Raw genomic sequence first — 16,917 nt, 5'->3', positions numbered from 1 at the left:
TCCTGCGGGTAGGTTGGATCGAGCGGCACATAGGCGCCGCCGGCCTTGAGGATCGCCAGCAGGCCGACGATCATCTCGATACCCCGCTCCGCGGCCAGGCCCACCAGCACGTCCGGCCCCACGCCGTGAGCGATCAACTGATGCGCACGGCGGTTGGCCTGAGCATTCAGTTCAGCGTAGGTCAGCGTCTGGCCGTTGCAACGCAGGGCCACGGCGTCAGGCCGTTGACGGGCCTGCTCGGCGATCAGTTGATGGGCGCAGGTGTCGCTTGGGAAGCTGCGCGGGCCGGGGTTCCACTGGGCGATGTTGTGCTGTTGCTCGGTCGCGTCCAGCAGCGGCAATTCCCCGATGCGCCGTTGCGGATCGGCGACGATGCCTTGCAGCAAGTTCAGCCAGTGAGCGGCCAGGCGTTCGATGGTGCCAGTGTCGAATAAATCAGTGGCATAGGTGAATGTGGCGGCCAATGCGCCCTGGGTCTCGTGCGTGCCAAGGGTCAGATCGAATTGCGCCGTGTGCGAGCTCCAATCCAGGCTCTCGACATGCAAGCCTGGCAGTTGCAACGCTTGGGCGGCATCGCCGCTCTGGTGATTGAACATCACCTGGAACAACGGACTGTGACTCATGTGTCGGTCCGGTGCGAGGGCTTGCACCAATTGCTCGAACGGCAAATCCTGGTGAGCCTGGGCGCCCAACGAAGCCTGCTTGACCTGCGCCAGCAATTGATCGAAAGGCATTGCCCCCTGAATCCGCGCATCCAGCACCTGGGTATTGACGAAGAAACCAATCAGGCCTTCGGTTTCAAGACGGTTGCGGTTGGCCACCGGCACGCCCACGCGGATGTCCGACTGGCCGCTGTAACGGTGCAGCAATACCTGGAATGAGGCGAGCAACAGCATGAACAAGGTGCAGCCTTCGCGCTGGGCCACGCGCTTGAGGCGTTCGGTCAGCCCGGCATCGATGGCGAGGTCCAGCCGCGCACCGCGGTAACTCTGCACCGCCGGACGGGCGCGGTCAGCAGGCAAAGGCAGCACTTCACCACCATCACCCAGGCGTTCGGTCCAGTAGCCCAATTGCCGCGCAAGCTCGCCGGCTTCCATCCATTTGCGCTGCCAGATCGCATAGTCGGCGTATTGAATCGGCAGCGCCTGCAGGTCCGGCGCCTGGCCAGTGCTGTGGGCAGCATAGAGTTTGACCAGGTCGTGAACCATGATCTGCGCCGATGCGCCGTCACAAATGATGTGGTGCTGGGTGAGCACCAGCACGTGGTCGTCCGGTGCCAGTTGCAACAGCTTGACCCGCAACAACGGGCCCTGCTGCAAGTCGAACAGCGCAGTGATTTCAGTGTCAATCAACGCCTTGAGCGCTGCGGCGTCCGGCACCGCTTCCAGCACCACCGTCGTGACCGGCAGGCTCAGGCACGCGTGCGCAACCTGCAACGGCCCTTCCGGCCCGTCGACAAACACCGTACGCAGCACCTCATGGCGCTCCAGCAATGCATCGAAGCTGCGCTGCAACGCCTGCACGTCCAGTGCACCGCGCAACCGCAGCGCCGTCGGCACATGGTAGGCCGCGCTGTGAGGGTCCAATTGCCAGAGGAACCACTGGCGCTCCTGGGCGTAGGACAGGCCGATATGCTCGAACTCGTCACGCATCGCCGGAATCGGCAACGCGGCAAAACTCATGTTTTTGCTGTGCAGCTTTTGCAGGAACGCTTGCCGTTGGGCGAGCGGCAAACGGATGAATCGCTGAACCAGAGACAGGTTATCGAGCTGAGTCATTTTCAAAGGGTCTCCAGGTCTGCCAGGAAATCATGCATCTCACTCAAGTCTTCGCTGGAGTGAGGTGTCAGGTGCACCGCCAGTTGCGCGGCGTACTCCGACAGCGATGGGGTTCGAAATAAAAGGTCCAGGGGCACGGCTGCGCCTTGCTCCATTTGCAGGCGGGCTGTCGCTTGGGTCGCCAGCAAGGAATGCCCGCCCAATTCAAAGAAGTTGTCGTCGCGCCCTACCCGCGCAAGCTTGAGCACCTCTTGCCAGATCAGTGCGACGCTCTGCTCAAGCGCCCCTTGCGGCGCCACATAGGCCCGCAGCAACTGATTGGCGTCGGGCAGCGGCAAGGCTTTGCGGTCCAGCTTGCCGTTGGGCGTCAGCGGGAAGCGCTCAAGCAGCATCCAGTGCGCCGGAATCATGTAGTCCGGCAGGTCGCAGGCGAGCCGCGCCTTCAGCTCGTCGCGCAGCGCCACCAACGACTGCGCCTCGGCCGCCTCAGTACCACCGGCCGCAATCAGGTAGGCCACCAACTGCGTGCCACCCGGCCCTTGCTGAGGCACCACCACCGCCTCGCGGATCGCGTCCTGCGCCAACAGGCACGCTTCGATCTCTCCCAACTCGATGCGAAAGCCACGAATTTTCACCTGGTGGTCTGCCCGGCCGATGTACTCGATCACACCGTCGACGCGATGTCGCGCAAGGTCACCGGTGCGGTACAGCCGTGTGCCATTACCAAATGGATCCGGGAGGAAGCGTTCGGCGGTGAGCGCCGGCCGCTCGTGGTACCCGCGCGCCAGGCCACCACCGCCAATCAGCAATTCACCGATCAACCCGACAGGGTTCGGCGCGAAGTGCTCGCCGACGATGTACAGCGAGGTGTTGGCAATCGGCCGGCCGAGGTAAGGCAAGCGCTTGTCTGTGGTCAGTGGATAAGCCGCCGACCAGATCGTGGTTTCCGTGGGCCCATAGAGGTTCCAGACCGGGCCTGCGACCGCCAGCAAACGCTCGGCCAGGTCCTCGGCCAATGCCTCGCCGCCACACAGGCATGTGCGTCCGGCAAGACGCTCGGCCATGGGATGCTCAAGCAACATGCGCCACGTCGATGGCGTGGCCTGCACGATACTGACCTGCTGCTGTTCGATAATCCCCAGCAATGCTTCAGGGTCGTGGGCGCTCTGTTTGTCCACCAGCACCACGGCCGCACCGCTGAACAGCGCGCCGTACAGTTCCAGGCCGAAAATATCGAACGAGAAGGTGGTCAGCGACAGCAGGCGGTCACTTGCCTCGATGCCTGGTTCGCGGGCCATGCTGGCAACGAAATTCACCAGGGCACCATGGCGTACCATCACACCCTTGGGTTTGCCGGTAGAGCCCGAGGTATAAATGGCGTAGCACAGGTTATCGCCGTCCACCGACACCTGCGGATTGGCCGCCTGTTCAGGGCTGACCGATTCATCCATTGCACTCGGCAAGACGGTGTGCACCCCTGCCGGAATCGGCAACTGGCGCAGCAACGATGCCTGGGTCAGAAGCAACTGCAACCCACTGTCTTCAATCATGTGGGCCAGGCGATCCACCGGATAGTGCGGATCGAGCGGCACGTAGGCGCCACCGGCCTTGAGGATCGCCAGCAGCCCGACGATCATGTCCACCCCACGCTCAAGGGCGATACCCACCGGTTGGTCAGCGCCGACACCGAGTTCAATCAAACGATGCGCCAGGCGATTGGCCTGGGTATTGAGTTGAGCGTAGGTCAGCGCCTGATCAGCAAACAGCAGCGCCGTGGCATCCGGCGTCTGCCGTGCCCGCGCCTCAAACAGACGATGAATGCAGTGCTCGCCCGGGTAGACGCTTGCGGTGGCGTTCCAGTCCTGCAATTGCTCGCGGGTTTCACTCGGGTCCAACAGCATGAGGTCACCCAGTGGGCGTGCGGCATCGCTGCTCATTTGCAGCAGAAGACGCTTGAGGTGCACGCCGATCTGCTCCACCGACACAGGTGTGAAGCTCGCACATTGATAGCTGAACTGCACGGTCAGCTCGGCGCCCAGGCCCACCAGCAGGGTCAGCGGGTAGTTGGTTTGCTCCAGATTGCCCACGGCACCAAAGCGCAGGCCCTGAGGCGAACCTTTCTCCAGGGCTTCTGAAATCGGATAGTTCTCAAACACCAGGATGTTGTCGAACAGCGCTTCACCACCCCGCCCCGCCCAGCGCTGGATATCGAACAACGCGGTGTGCTCGAAGTCCCGCAACGCCAGGTTCTGCGCCTGGACGCTGTGCAGCCAATCCCCCAGGCTCTGCTCGGAGCGCGGGCTGGCAATGACCGGCAAGGTGTTGATGAACAGGCCAATCTGTTGCTCGACGCCTGCCAGGTCCGCCGGGCGCCCCGACACGGTTGCGCCGAAGGCGACGCAGGACTTTGCGCTGTAGCGCTGTAACAGCAACAGCCACGCAGCCTGGACCACAGTGTTGACGGTGACTTTCGCCTCTCGGGCAAAGTCGCCCAGACGGCGCGTTTGCTGCTCATCGAGGTGCAGGTGGTGGTGAGCGTAAAGGTGGGTGGCGATGCCCTGTGCCGGACGGGCAAACATCTGCGCCAGGCGAATCGGTTCATCCAGGGCGTGCAACTGCTCCTTCCAGAACGCTTCGCCGAGCGATGCGTCCTGCCGCTTCAGCCACGCGATGTAATCACGATACCGGCCAACGGGTCGTGCCACGGTTTCTGCGCTGTAGTGCTGTAACACTTCGCCGAGCAACTGCGCGCTGCTCCAGCCATCCATCAGGATGTGATGGTTGGTGTAGATCAGGTGATGACGATCAGTTGCCGTGCGTACCAGTACCAGGCGCATCAAGGGCGCGCAGTTCAGGTCCAGGCCTTGGGCGCGCTCTTCATCGGCAAGGGTTTGCAGTGCCGCATCCCGATCGGCGTGACCGCTCCAGTCGAGCACACGGAACGGCACCTGCACTTGACGCTGTACCACCTGCATCGGTTGTTCAAGATTGCCTTGCCAGATGAACCCGGTACGCAGGATGTCATGGGCATCCACCACGGCTTGCCAGGCCGCGCGGAAGCGTTGCGGATCGACGCCATCGATATCCAGGCGCATCTGGTTGATGTAATCGCCATTCCCCTGTTCGAGCAAGGTGTGGAACAGCATGCCCTGCTGCATCGGTGACAACGGGTAGATGTCGTCGATGCCTTGAGGTTCGAGCACCAGCGCATCGAGTTGGGCCTGAGACAGTTGCGCCAACGGGAAATCCGACGGCGTCACTCCCCGGTTGGAGTTGTCGCAGCAATGGCCGATCAGCGCCGCCAGTTCTTGCACATAGTCGTCGGCCAGGCGCTGGATGGTCGCGGCATCGAACATCGCGCCGCTGTAGGTCCAGGTCAGGTCCAGTTCACCACCGAAGACTTTGCTGTTGAGCGCCAGCGGGTTGCCGAGCGGCCCCTGCAGGTTGACTTCTGCACCGCCGGATTCGCCGGTCGGCACAAACAGGGCGTCGTCGGCGGTATCGAAGCTGGCGTCGAACTGACCGAGATAGTTGAAGGTCAGGCACGGTAGCGGCAAGGCTTGCAAAGACTCCCGTGTCTGTTCATCGCCCAGGTACGCCAGTGCGCCGAAGCCGATGCCCCTATGCGGAATTGCCCGCAGCTGCTCCTTGATCTGCTTGAGCGACCCAGCGAGATCCGCAACCGGCGACAGCCGCGCCGGGAACACGCTGGTGAACCAGCCCACGGTACGGGTCAGGTCGATGTGCTCGAACACGTCTTCGCGACCGTGCCCCTCAAGCAACACCAACGCATTGTCGTCACCGGTCCAGCGCGTTATCACCCGCGCCAGCGCGGTCAGCAATACGTCGTTGACCTGGGTGCGATAGGCCGCCGGCGCATCCTGCAACAGCTGGCGGGTCAGGGCCCGGTCCAGCTTGCTACGAAAGGTCAGGGCCTGATCATGTTGCTGCCCGCCGTTCGGACGGTCATACGGCAAGGCTGGCGAAGCGCCCTGCAACTGTTGTTGCCAGAAACTCAGCTCGGCCTGCAGCGCAGGGGTTGTGGCGTAGCCCTGCAATGCCGCCGCCCAGGCCTTGACCGCACTGGTCCTGGCCGGCAACTGCACACCTGCGCCTGAAAGGATTTGCCGGTAAGCGTTCTGCAGATCCTCGAACAGAATCCGCCACGACACGCCATCGACCACCAGGTGATGGATAATCAGCAACAGCCGTTGAGTGCCGTCCGCCAGGTTCGCCAGCACCGCGCGTATCAGCGAGCCACCGTTCAATTGCAGGCTGCGCTGGGCCTCGTCACCCAGTGCCTCAAGGGCTGCGAGGTCCGCGACCTCCACTGGCCACAGAAGCGTTTGATCCGTGTGCGCCGCGACGTCACGGTAGTGTGCCGACCAGCCGTCAGCCCGTTTGAAGAAATCCAGGCGCAAGCTGTCGTGATGCGCCACCAAAGCCTCCAGCGCCTGCTCCAGTGCGTGTGCATCCAGTGCCTGCGCCGGCTTGAGCATCACCGACTGGTTCCAGTGGTGACGATCGGGAATTTCCTGAGCGAAGAATTGCTGATGAATCGGTAACAGCACCGTGGCGCCGGTTGCCGGTCGCTGATCGATCGACGGCAGCGTCTCACCGGTCTGTGCGACCACGGCCAGCGCCTGGATGCTCTGGTGCTGGAACAGGTCTTTGGGGCTGAAGCGAATCCCCGCCTGCCGCGCACGGCTGACCACCTGGATCGAAATGATCGAATCGCCACCCAGTTCGAAGAAGTTGTCGCTGATACCCACCTGCCCAAGCTTGAGCACGTCTTGCCAGATCGTCGCCAGTTGCTGCTCCAGCGCGTTGCGCGGAGTGACGTAGGCTTGTTGCAGTTGACTGACATCCGGTTTGGGCAGGTTCTTGCGATCCAGCTTGCCGTTCGGTGTCAGCGGCATGCGTTCCAGAGACAAGACATACGCCGGCACCATGTGCGCCGGCAATGAAGCCTGGAGCTGCGCACGCAGGTCTTCGCTGAAACCGGCACGGGTTGAATCGCCGACCACGTAAGCCACCAGGCGCTTGCCGCTACCGGCGCTGCCTTCCTGGGCCACGACCACCGCTTCGCGCACACCCTGAAGGGCTTGCAGCGCCGCTTCGACCTCACCCAGCTCGATGCGGAAGCCGCGGATCTTCACCTGATTGTCGATACGATCCAGATAGTCGAACGTGCCGTCGGCGCGCTGGCGCACCAGGTCGCCTGTGCGGTAAAGCAGGCCGCCAGCGGCGCTGAACGGGTCAGCGACAAAACGCTCGGCGGTCAGCCCCGGTCGGTTGAGGTACCCACGGGCCAGGCCGGTGCCCCCCAGATACAGCTCACCGGCCATGCCTTGGGGCAACAGGTTCAGGTCGGTGTCGAGCACATAGGCGCTGCGGTCACCGATGCGGCTGCCGATCGGCGCGTAGGCAGCACCGCACGGCACCTCGCGACCGGCCTTCCAGATCAACGGGGTGACCACGGTTTCGGTCGGGCCGTAGCCGTTGATGATGTAGTCCGGATCGAGCGCACGCTTGACCCGCTCGAAACTGGCGTTCGGCACCGCGTCACCGCCAAAGCAATAGATGCGCACCTTCGGTGGATTGCCGACGCGCTCGGCATGTTCGGCCAGTTGTTGCAGGTACACCGGCGGGAACGCGACCACGGTCACGCCGTGTTCGATCATGGCGTTGTAGGTCTGCTCCGGCGTCCACAGCGTGTCGTCGCGAATCAGCAGCGAAGCCCCGTGAGTCAGGCTGGTCAGCCAGCGTTCGTGGGCACCGTCGAAGGCGAACGACATGAAGTGGAACTCACAGTCGCTGTCGCGCATTTCATAGCGCTGGCCGATGGCCTGGCAATGCATGGCCAATGGACCGTGGGCAACGCTGACGCCTTTCGGATTGCCAGTGGAGCCGGAGGTGTAGATCACATACGCAAGGTTGTGCGGGTCGAGCTGCACCGAGGGTGCCTTGATCGACTGCTCACGCAGATCAAGACGGTCCAGCTCCAGCAAGGGTACCGATTCGGCAACCGGCAGCTGCGCCGACACCGACGAATCGCTGATCAGCAGCGCCAGCCCCGAATCCTCGATCAGGTAGGCCAGGCGCTCGCGCGGGTAGCGGGTGTCCAGCGGCACATAAGCGCCGCCGGCCTTGAGCACCGCCAGCAACGCCACAATTACCGACTCGCTGCGCGGCAACGCCACACCCACACGGGTTTCAGCGCCAACGCCGCGGGCGATCAGCGCGTGGGCCAGTTGGTTGGCGCGCTGGTCGATTTCACCGTAGCTGAACTGCCGATCGTTGAAAATCACCGCTGTGCGTTGCGGGCGCTCGGCTGCCAGGGTGGCAATGCGCTGATGCACGCCGATGTCCACCGGGTACGGCTGTGGATGGTTCTGCGCTTGCTGGCGGGCCTGTTCGTCGCGGCTTGCCAGGGCGATTTCACCCAGGTTGCGTTCTGCCGACTCGGCAAACTGCTCAAGCAGTTGCAGCAAATGCGCACTGATGCCTTCGACCACCTCGCTCGCGAATTGGCCGCGGTCGAAGCTGTAATGCAACGCCAGCTGCCGGCCGAGGGTCACCGCCACGCTCAGCGCGTAGTGCGTCTGCTCCAGGTTACCCACATCGCCGAACACCAGCCCCTGCCCAGCCTGGCTCAGCGCCTGGGCTACCGGATAGTTTTCGAACACCAGGATATTGTCGAACAGCGCTTCACCGCCCTGCCCGGCCCAACGTTGGATGTCCGCCAGCGGCGTGTGTTCGAAGTCACGCAGGCTGAGATTCTGCGCCTGCACCGTTTGCAACCATTGGCCGACGCTTTGATCGGGACGCGGTGCGCCGATCACCGGGAGGGTGTTGATGAACAGGCCGACCTGTTGCTCGATGCCCGGCAAGTCCGCCGGACGACCGGCCACGGTCGCACCGAACGCGACTGCTTCGTGTCCGGTATAGCGTTGCAGCAACAGCAGCCACGCGGCTTGCACGAGGGTGTTGACGGTGATTTTCTGCTGGCGGGCAAACGCTTCCAGCGCCCGGGTGCGTTGCTCGTCCAGCGTCAGGTAATGGTCGCCGTGACCGCTCTGGCGCGCGCCTGCGGTGGCCGCGCGGGCCAGCCGGGTCGGCGCTTGCAGCGCGGCCAGTTGTTCGCTCCAGAAGTCCTGGCTCAACTGGGCGTCCTGACGTTGCAGCCAGGCGATGTAGTCGCGATAACGGCCGCCGGCATTCGCCGGTGTGCGGCCGCTATAGCGCTGCAATACTTCGCCGAGCAACTGCGAGTTGCTCCAGCCGTCCATCAGGATGTGGTGATGGGTGTAAATCAGGTGCCATTGGTCACTGCCGGTCTGCACCAGTACCAGGCGCAGCAGGGGCGCACAGGCCAGGTCAAACCCTTGCGCTCGCTCGGCATCGGCCAGCGCCGCGAGGGCCGCCGGCTGATCGTCACGGGCCCGCCAATCCAGGGTGGCGAACGGCAGTTGCACCTGCTTGTGCACGATCTGCAGCGGTTGCGCCAGCTCGCCCTGCCAGACGAAACCGCTGCGCAGGATGTCTTGCGCATCGACGGTGGACTGCCAAGCGGCGCGGAAACGCTCGGGATCCAGGCCCTGCACGTCGACGCGCAACTGGTTGATGTATTCACCCGCCGCCTGTTCGTACAGGGTATGGAACAGCAACCCTTGCTGCATGGGCGACAGCGGATAGAGATCGTCGAGCTGACCGGCCGGTACCGGCAGCGCATCCAGTTGCGCCTGGGTCACCCGCGCCAGCGGGAAGTCCGATGGCGTGGCTTGCGCGGCCGGCAAGGTGCAGCAGTGTTCGATCAGTGCATGCAGCTCGCTGGCATAGCGGTCCACCAGTTGCTGCACGGTCGCGCTGTCGAACATCTCGCGGCTGAAGCCCCAGCTCATCGACAGTTCGCCGCCATAGACCTGGCCTTCAACCGTCAGCCAGTTGGCCAATGGCGCCGCCAGATCCTGTGCCACACCGCTGGTTTCGGCAGACGGCACAAACAAGGCCGCGTCGTCGAACTGACGGTCGAACTGGCCCAGGTAGTTGAAGGTGATCCGCGGTGGCGCCAGTGCCACCAGCTCGGCGCGTACTGCCGGGGACGCCAGATGACGCAGCACGCCATAGCCCAGGCCTTTGTCCGGCACCGCGCGCAGTTGCTCCTTGATCGACTTGATCGAACCGTCGAGGTCATCGCTGGCGGTGAGGTTGACCGCGAACAGGCTGGTGAACCAACCCACGGTGCGACTCAGGTCGATGTCATCGAACAGGTCTTCGCGGCCATGGCCTTCAAGCTCGATCAGCGTGCCTGCCTGACCGCTCCAGCGACTGATGGTGCGGGCCAACGCGGTGAGCAGCAGGTCATTGACCTGCGTGCGGTACGCGGCGGGCGCCTGTTGCAGCAACTGACGGGTCCGTTCGGCGTCGAGTCGCCACTCGATTTTTTCACCCTGCGCATTTTGCAGGCTGGCATCAGGTCGGTCGCACGGCAGATCCTTCGCATCCTGATGCTGGGTTTTCCAGTACATCAGTTGTTCATCGAAGCGCTGCACTTGCTGTTCGAGCCGCGCAGTCCAGCCCTGGAATGCACTGGTTTTCGGCGGCAGCTCAATGCCGCCGCCTGCCGCCAATTGTTCGTAAGCCTGCTGCAGATCTTCCAGTAATACGCGCCAGGACACACCGTCGACCACCAGGTGGTGAACGATCAGCGCCAGGCGCTGGCTGCCATCGGCCAGCGTGACCAGCAAGGCTCGCAACAGCGGGCCGTTTTGCAGGTCAAGGCTGCGCTGCGCCTCGTTGCACAAGGTATTCAGGTGTTCCGCCGACTCGGCATCGCGTAGCCACAGATCAGCGCTGGCCACTGGAGCATCGTGTTTTTGCTGCCAGCCCTCGGTGCTTTCGGTAAAACGCAGGCGCAAGGCATCGTGGTGATTGATGATGTGCGTCAGCGCTGTATCGAGCCACTGCACATTCAAGGCCTCACGGGGAGTCAGCAGCAGCGATTGGTTCCAGTGTTCGCGCACCGGCATCCCGCGGCTGAAGAAATGCTGCTGGATCGGCCCGAGCACGGCATCACCGCTCACCGGCCCCTGATCCACCGCCGAGCGTTTATCGAGGGTGGCGACCAGTGCCAGGCTGCGCACGGTCTGGTACTGGAACAGGTCACGCGGGCTGACGCGGATGCCGGCCTGCCGCGCACGGCTGACCACCTGGATGGAGATGATCGAATCGCCGCCCAGCTCGAAGAAGTTGTCTTCGAGGCCGACGCGCTCAAGACCGAGCACATCCTCCCAGATCGCCGCCAGGGCTTTTTGCAATGCATCCTGTGGCGCCACGAACGCTTGCTGCGGCGCAGCGTCCGGCAACGGCAAGGCCTTGCGGTCGAGCTTGCCGTTGGCGGTCACCGGCAATTTCACCAGCGGCATCAGGTGGGTGGGCACCATGTATTCCGGCAGGCTGTTCAACAGCCACGCCTTGAGCTCCGGTTGCCACGGCGTGGCAGGCTCGCCTCCCTCCAGCACCAGGTAAGCAACCAACTGTTTGCCCCCCTGCACCAGCACCACGGCCTCGCGCACCAGCGGGTGTTGCATCAGGCGGGTCTCGATTTCACCCAGCTCGATACGCAGGCCGCGCAGCTTGACCTGATGATCGAGGCGGCCGAGGTATTCGATCACACCGTCGGCGCGCTGGCGCACCCGGTCGCCGGTCCGGTACAGCCGCGCACCGTCATTGAACGGGCACGGCACAAAACGCTCGGCGGTGAGCGCCGCGCGGCGGTGGTAACTGCGGGCCAGCCCGGTGCCACCGAGGTAAAGCTCACCGCTGACGCCTGCCGGCACAGGGTTGAGTTGCGCGTCGAGGATGTAGGTTCCCAGATTGGCAATGGGGCGGCCGATGGGCACGCTGTCGGCACCTTCGTCGATGCAGGTCCAATGGGTGACGTCGATGGCCGCTTCCGTCGGGCCGTAGAGGTTGTACAACCCGGCGCCCGGAAGCTTGGCGAACACCTGCAACTGCGCATCCAGCGCCAGCGCCTCGCCACTGCATACGATGCGCTTGAGGCTGGCGCAGGCCTGCACGCCCGGCTCGTGGATAAATGCCTGCAGCATCGACGGTACAAAGTGCAGCGTGGTGATGGCGTGCTCGCCAATGGTCTCGATCAGGCGAGCCGGCTCGCGATGCGCGCCGGGTGCTGCGACCACCAGCCGTGCGCCACTCATCAACGGCCAGAAGAACTCCCACACCGACACGTCAAAGCTGAACGGGGTTTTCTGCAACACTGCGTCGCTGGCATCCAGGCCATAAGCCTGCTGCATCCAGCACAGGCGGTTGACCAACGCACGATGGCTGTTGCCTGCGCCCTTGGGCTTGCCGGTGGAGCCGGAGGTGTAGATCACATAGGCGAGGTTCAGCGCGTGCACGTTGACGGCCAGAGGCTCGCGGCCGTAATCGTCGAGCCAGCCTTGTGCCTGGTCGAGTGCGATGACGTTGATGCCGTCGACCGGCAAGGTCGACAGCAGGCTCTGCTGGCTGAGCAGCAGCCCGATGCCGCTGTCTTCGATCATGTAAGCCAGGCGTTCGCGGGGGTATTCAGGGTCCAGCGGGACGTAGGCGCCGCCGGCCTTGAGAATCGCCAGCAGGCCGACCACCATTTCGATGGAGCGCTCGATGCAGATCCCCACCAGTACGTCCGGGCCAACACCCTGCTCGCGCAGGGCATGGGCCAACTGGTTGGCGCGCGCGTCGAGCTGCGCGTAGGTCAACTGCGTCGCGCCGAACACCAGGGCAACGGCGTGCGGAGTGCGTTGTACCTGGTCTTCGATCAGGTGGTGGATGCCACGTTCGGTCGGGTACGCCTCGGCCGTCTGGTTCCAGTCATGCACCAGCACGTGCTGCTCTGCGGCGGCGAGCATCGGCAGTTCACCGATGCGCTGGCTGCCATCGGCGACCATCGCCTGCAACAGGCTGAGCCAGTGCCGGGCCATGCGCTCGATGGTGGCGGCGTCGAACAGGTCATTGGCATAGGTCAGCGCGGCGTGCAGGGTGCCGGACTTCTCGTAGGTGTCCAGGCTCAGGTCAAACTGGGTGGTACGGCCTTGCCATTGCACCAGGGACAGTTCAAGCCCGGAGGCGGTGTTGACCGCGGCGATGTCCGCCACTTGCGGCTGATGGTTGTACATCACCTGGAACAGCGGCGTGTGGCTCAGGCTGCGCTCGACTTTCAAGGCTTCTACCAGGCGTTCGAACGGCAATTCCTGATGGGCCTGGGCGCCCAGCGCGTGTTCCTTGATGCCTTGCAGCAACTCGTCGACGCGGGTTTGCCCGGTCAGTTCGGTGCGCAACACCTGGGTATTGACGAAGAAACCGATCAGCCCTTCGACTTCGCTGCGGTTGCGGTTGGCAATCGGCACGCCAACCCGAATGTCGCCCTGCCCGGTGTAGCGATGCAGCAGCACGTTGAACGCGCCGAGCAGCAACATGAACAAGGTCACATTGTGTTTTTGCGCGCAACTGCGCAACTGCGCAGCCAGCGCCGGATCAATCGCAAAGTCATGCCGGGTGCCCTGGTAGCTGGGCATCGCCGGGCGTGGATGGTCGATGGGCAGTTCCAGTACCGGGTGCTCATCTCCCAGGCGTGCCTGCCAGTATTCCAGCTGACGAGCCTGCTCGCCGGCCTCCAGCCAGCGGCGCTGCCACAGGGCGTAGTCGCTGTACTGGACCGGCAAGGCCGGCAGTTGCGGCGGCTCGTTGCGCTCATGGGCGTCGTAGCAGCGAATGAACTCGTCGATCAGCACGTTCATTGACCAGCCGTCGGACACAATGTGGTGCAAGGTCAGCAGCAGCACGTGTTCCTGCTCGGCCAGCTTGAGCAATTGCACCCGTAGCAGCGGGCCGTTGGCCAGGTCGAAGGGCAACAGCGACTGGCGGGTAGCGGCCTGCATCACCGCCTGCTCACGCTCGGCGGGTGCCAGGGCGCTGAAGTCCAACTGTTCGACCACCAGCGGCGACTGCGCGGCCACTTGCAACAGACGATCATCCGCCTGGCGCTGGAACACCGTGCGCAACGTCTCATGGCGGGCCACCAGGCTGGCGAACGCCTGCTCGATCGCCGGCAGGCTCAAGGCGCCCTTGAGCCGTACCGCGCCGGGCAGGTTATAGGCGCCACTGGCCGGATCCAGTTGCCACAGAAACCACATCCGCTGCTGCGCATAGGACAGCGCCTGCCGGTCCTCGGCCTCCACCCCTGCCGGGATCGGAAACCGGGAAAAATCCACTCCTTCCTTGTGTAGCGCCTGGAGGAACATCTGGCGTTTTTCCAGGGGCAACCCGATAAACCGGCGAGCAAGTTTCAAGGAGTCTTCAGCGTTCATTTCTTGGGATCCGGGGCAATAGGCAGGAAGCACAAAGGCACGTCGTCCCTATAAAACGAATCCGGAAGGGAAAAATTAGCGGGGATTGGGGGCGCAGACCACGGTGTCATCAAGGGTTACATCAAACACCGAGAGGCTGGGCGCAGCTGTCCTATCATTGACGCAACCCATCAATTGCAACTAAATTTAGTTGCAGGCGAGAATCGCCGTGTCGAAAAATGAAAAGCTGCTGGCCAAACTGCTCAATGAGCAATCGGCCTTTACCTGGCCCGAACTCGTCACGCTGCTGCGGCGCCTGGGATACACGCAAATCGAAGGGGCGGGTAGCCGGGTCAGGTTCGACATAGGCGACCCCAGTGCAATGATCACCCTGCACAAGCCTCACCCCGGCAACGAACTGAAACACTACATTCGGCGCCAGATCATCGAACAATTGAAATCAGGAGAACTGATTCAGTGAACAACCAGCTGAAACACAAAGGCTACATCGGCTCCATCGAAGCCAGCATCGAAGACAACTGCCTGTTCGGAAAGCTGCTTTTCATCAAGGCCCTGGTCAGCTACGAGGGCAAAACCGTCGCCGAACTGGACGCCGCCTTTTGCACCGCCGTGGACGACTACATCGAGACCTGCCAGGCCCTTGGGCAAGCACCGGAAAAGCCCTGCAAGGGTTCGTTCAACGTCCGTGTCGGCCATGAACTCCACCTGGCCGCCGCGCTTGCCGCGACCCGGCAAAAAGTCACGTTGAACGATCTCACGCGCCAGGCGCTGAACGAATTCCTGCAACATCGCGGCGCACTGGTGACCGGGTAATCACCCCAACCGCCGATACCCCAGCACCGCCGCCCCAAGCACCACCGCACCCGCCGCCAGCGCCACCCAGAACCCGCTGGGTGCGCCGAAGCGGTCGATCATCCAGCCGGAGCTGGCAGCACCAATGGCCACGCCGATGCTCAGGCCGGTGATCAGCCAGGTCATGCCTTCGGTCAAGCGGCTGGGCGGAACAATTTGTTCCACCAGGGCCATGGACACGATCAGGGTCGGGGCGAAGAACAGGCCGGAGATGAAGATCGCGGCCGCCAACCCCGGAATATTCGTCACCAGCAACAACGGCAGCGTGGTCACGGCGGTGGCCACGCCGCAGTACAAGAACTGGCGCGGCAGCGGTGCTTTCAACTTGAGCGCACCGAACGCCAGCCCGGCCAGACACGAACCGATGGCGTATACCGACAATACAATGCTCGCCGCGGCGGGCTGGCCCTGATGCTGGGCGAACGCGACACTGACCACATCCACCACCCCAACGATGATGCCCATGGCCATCAACAGCACCATCAGGATCAACACCGAGGGCGAGGCAATCAGCCAACGGCCGTGCTCGGCGTGATGTTCATGCACCGGTGGCTCGGTCTGGCGTTGCAGCACAAAGGCGGTCACGCCCACTGCCAGAAACAGCGCGGCAATCAACGGCCCCGCTTCGGGGAACAGCAGCACGCACAGACCCACCGAGACCGGCGGGCCAATGATGAACACCACCTCGTCGAGCACCGACTCCAGGGCAAACGCCGTTTGCAGTTTGGGCTGGCCGCGGTACAGCTCGGTCCAGCGCGCCCGCACCATGGCCGACATGTTGGGCATGCAGCCGGCCAGGGCGGCAAAGACGAACAGCGTCCACGTTGGCGCCTGCACCCGGGTGCAGAGCAACAGCAGCAGCAGCGCGCCGCCGCCGATGGACGCGGCCACCGGCAACACCCGGCCCTGGCCATAACGGTCCACCAACCGTGAGACCTGGGGCGCGCAAAACGCGGTGGCCAGGGCGAAGGTAGCGGTCACCGCACCGGCCAAACCGTAACCGCCGTGCACTTGCGACAGCATGGTGATCAAGCCGATCCCGGTCATGGAGATCGGCATGCGGGCCAGCATGCCCGCCAATACAAAAGCCCTGGAACCTGGCGCCTGGAACAGCTCGGCGTAGGGGTTTGCCATGGTGTGTAACCTCTTCCTGAGCGCCCTGAAACTTGCTATTCGAGGTTTTCGGGGCAAAATACATACGGTGCGTATGTGACAAATCATGCGTAACATACGCGTCGTATGTCAATCACCTATTGTGAGCCTTACCCATGAGCCGAGCCCGTGCCGACATGATCGAAGACACCCGCGCCCGCCTGATCGCCAGCGCCCGCCAGGCCTTCGCCACACAAGGCTACGCCCAGACGTCGATGGACGATTTCACCGCTCGCGCCGGCCTGACCCGGGGTGCGTTGTACCATCATTTTGGCGACAAGAAAGGCTTGCTGGCGGCGGTGGTTGCGCAACTCGACGGTGAAATGGATGCGAGCCTGCAGCGTATCTCGGAACAGGCGGTTGATCCTTGGGAAGGGTTTTGCGAGCGCTGCCGGGTTTATTTGCGCATGGCTCAGGATCCCGAGGTCCAGCGCATCGTATTGCAGGATGCCCCGGCGGTGCTGGGCGCAACTGACCAGCAGCAATGCGTGGACTCGCTGCGCCAGCTGCTCGATGACTTGATGCAAGCGGGCCTCATCGAGCAGGCGTGCAGCCAGGCGCTGGCGAGGCTGATCAATGGCAGCCTGGTGAGCGCATCGTTGTGGATCGCCCAGGATGGAGACTCGGGTGTGCGGCTGGAAGAGGCTCTGCGAGGGCTGGAGTTGTTGTTGCGCGGGTTGAAGCCCGATGCCGTTCGCTGAACGAGTGCGGCGGGGGTGGTCAGGATCCAGGGGGGCATATCCATTATTTAGGTAACGGCC

The 16,917-nt window shown here is 63.3% G+C and carries 6 protein-coding genes; 3 read left to right on the top strand and 3 right to left on the bottom strand.

All coding sequences use genetic code 11. The annotated features are described in order from the left end of the window. Nucleotides 1-1,778: condensation domain-containing protein (locus HX873_RS05815; RefSeq protein WP_177122468.1), on the bottom strand; the 1,778-nt coding region annotated here is incomplete at its 3' end. A gap of 2 nt (nt 1,779-1,780) precedes the next feature. Then, on the bottom strand, nt 1,781-14,152 hold the full coding sequence (locus HX873_RS05810; protein WP_177122467.1) for a non-ribosomal peptide synthase/polyketide synthase: 12,372 nt from the start codon (nt 14,150-14,152) through the stop codon (nt 1,781-1,783). Between the two features lie 208 nt (nt 14,153-14,360). Here HX873_RS05810 and HX873_RS05805 point away from each other — a divergent pair, with 208 nt between their 5' ends. Together HX873_RS05805 and HX873_RS05800 are read left to right on the top strand one after the other, a co-directional pair. After that, nucleotides 14,361-14,612, top strand: coding sequence for a type II toxin-antitoxin system HicA family toxin (locus HX873_RS05805; protein WP_063028501.1), 252 nt, complete (start codon nt 14,361-14,363; stop codon nt 14,610-14,612). Then, complete coding sequence (locus HX873_RS05800; RefSeq protein ID WP_087695354.1) at nt 14,609-14,965, top strand: type II toxin-antitoxin system HicB family antitoxin; 357 nt, start codon at nt 14,609-14,611, stop codon at nt 14,963-14,965. Before HX873_RS05805 ends, HX873_RS05800 begins: the two co-directional genes overlap by 4 nt. On the opposite strand, the gene HX873_RS05795 is transcribed toward HX873_RS05800, so the two are convergent. Next, entirely contained in the window at nt 14,966-16,138 is a 1,173-nt protein-coding gene (locus HX873_RS05795; RefSeq protein ID WP_102369571.1) for an MFS transporter, read from the bottom strand. It lies immediately after the preceding gene. Nucleotides 16,139-16,272: 134 nt separating this feature from the next. On the opposite strand from HX873_RS05795, the gene HX873_RS05790 reads away from it, so the two are divergent. Beyond that, a complete protein-coding gene (locus HX873_RS05790) occupies nt 16,273-16,857 on the top strand; it encodes a TetR/AcrR family transcriptional regulator (protein WP_177081935.1) in 585 nt (194 codons plus the stop codon). The last annotated feature ends 60 nt before the right edge of the window (nt 16,858-16,917 follow it).

It is taken from the genome of Pseudomonas sp. P7758, assembly GCF_013386485.1.
Lineage (GTDB): Bacteria > Pseudomonadota > Gammaproteobacteria > Pseudomonadales > Pseudomonadaceae > Aquipseudomonas.
Note: the sequence above shows the minus strand (reverse complement) of the source record. Positions and strands in the feature narration are given on the sequence as shown.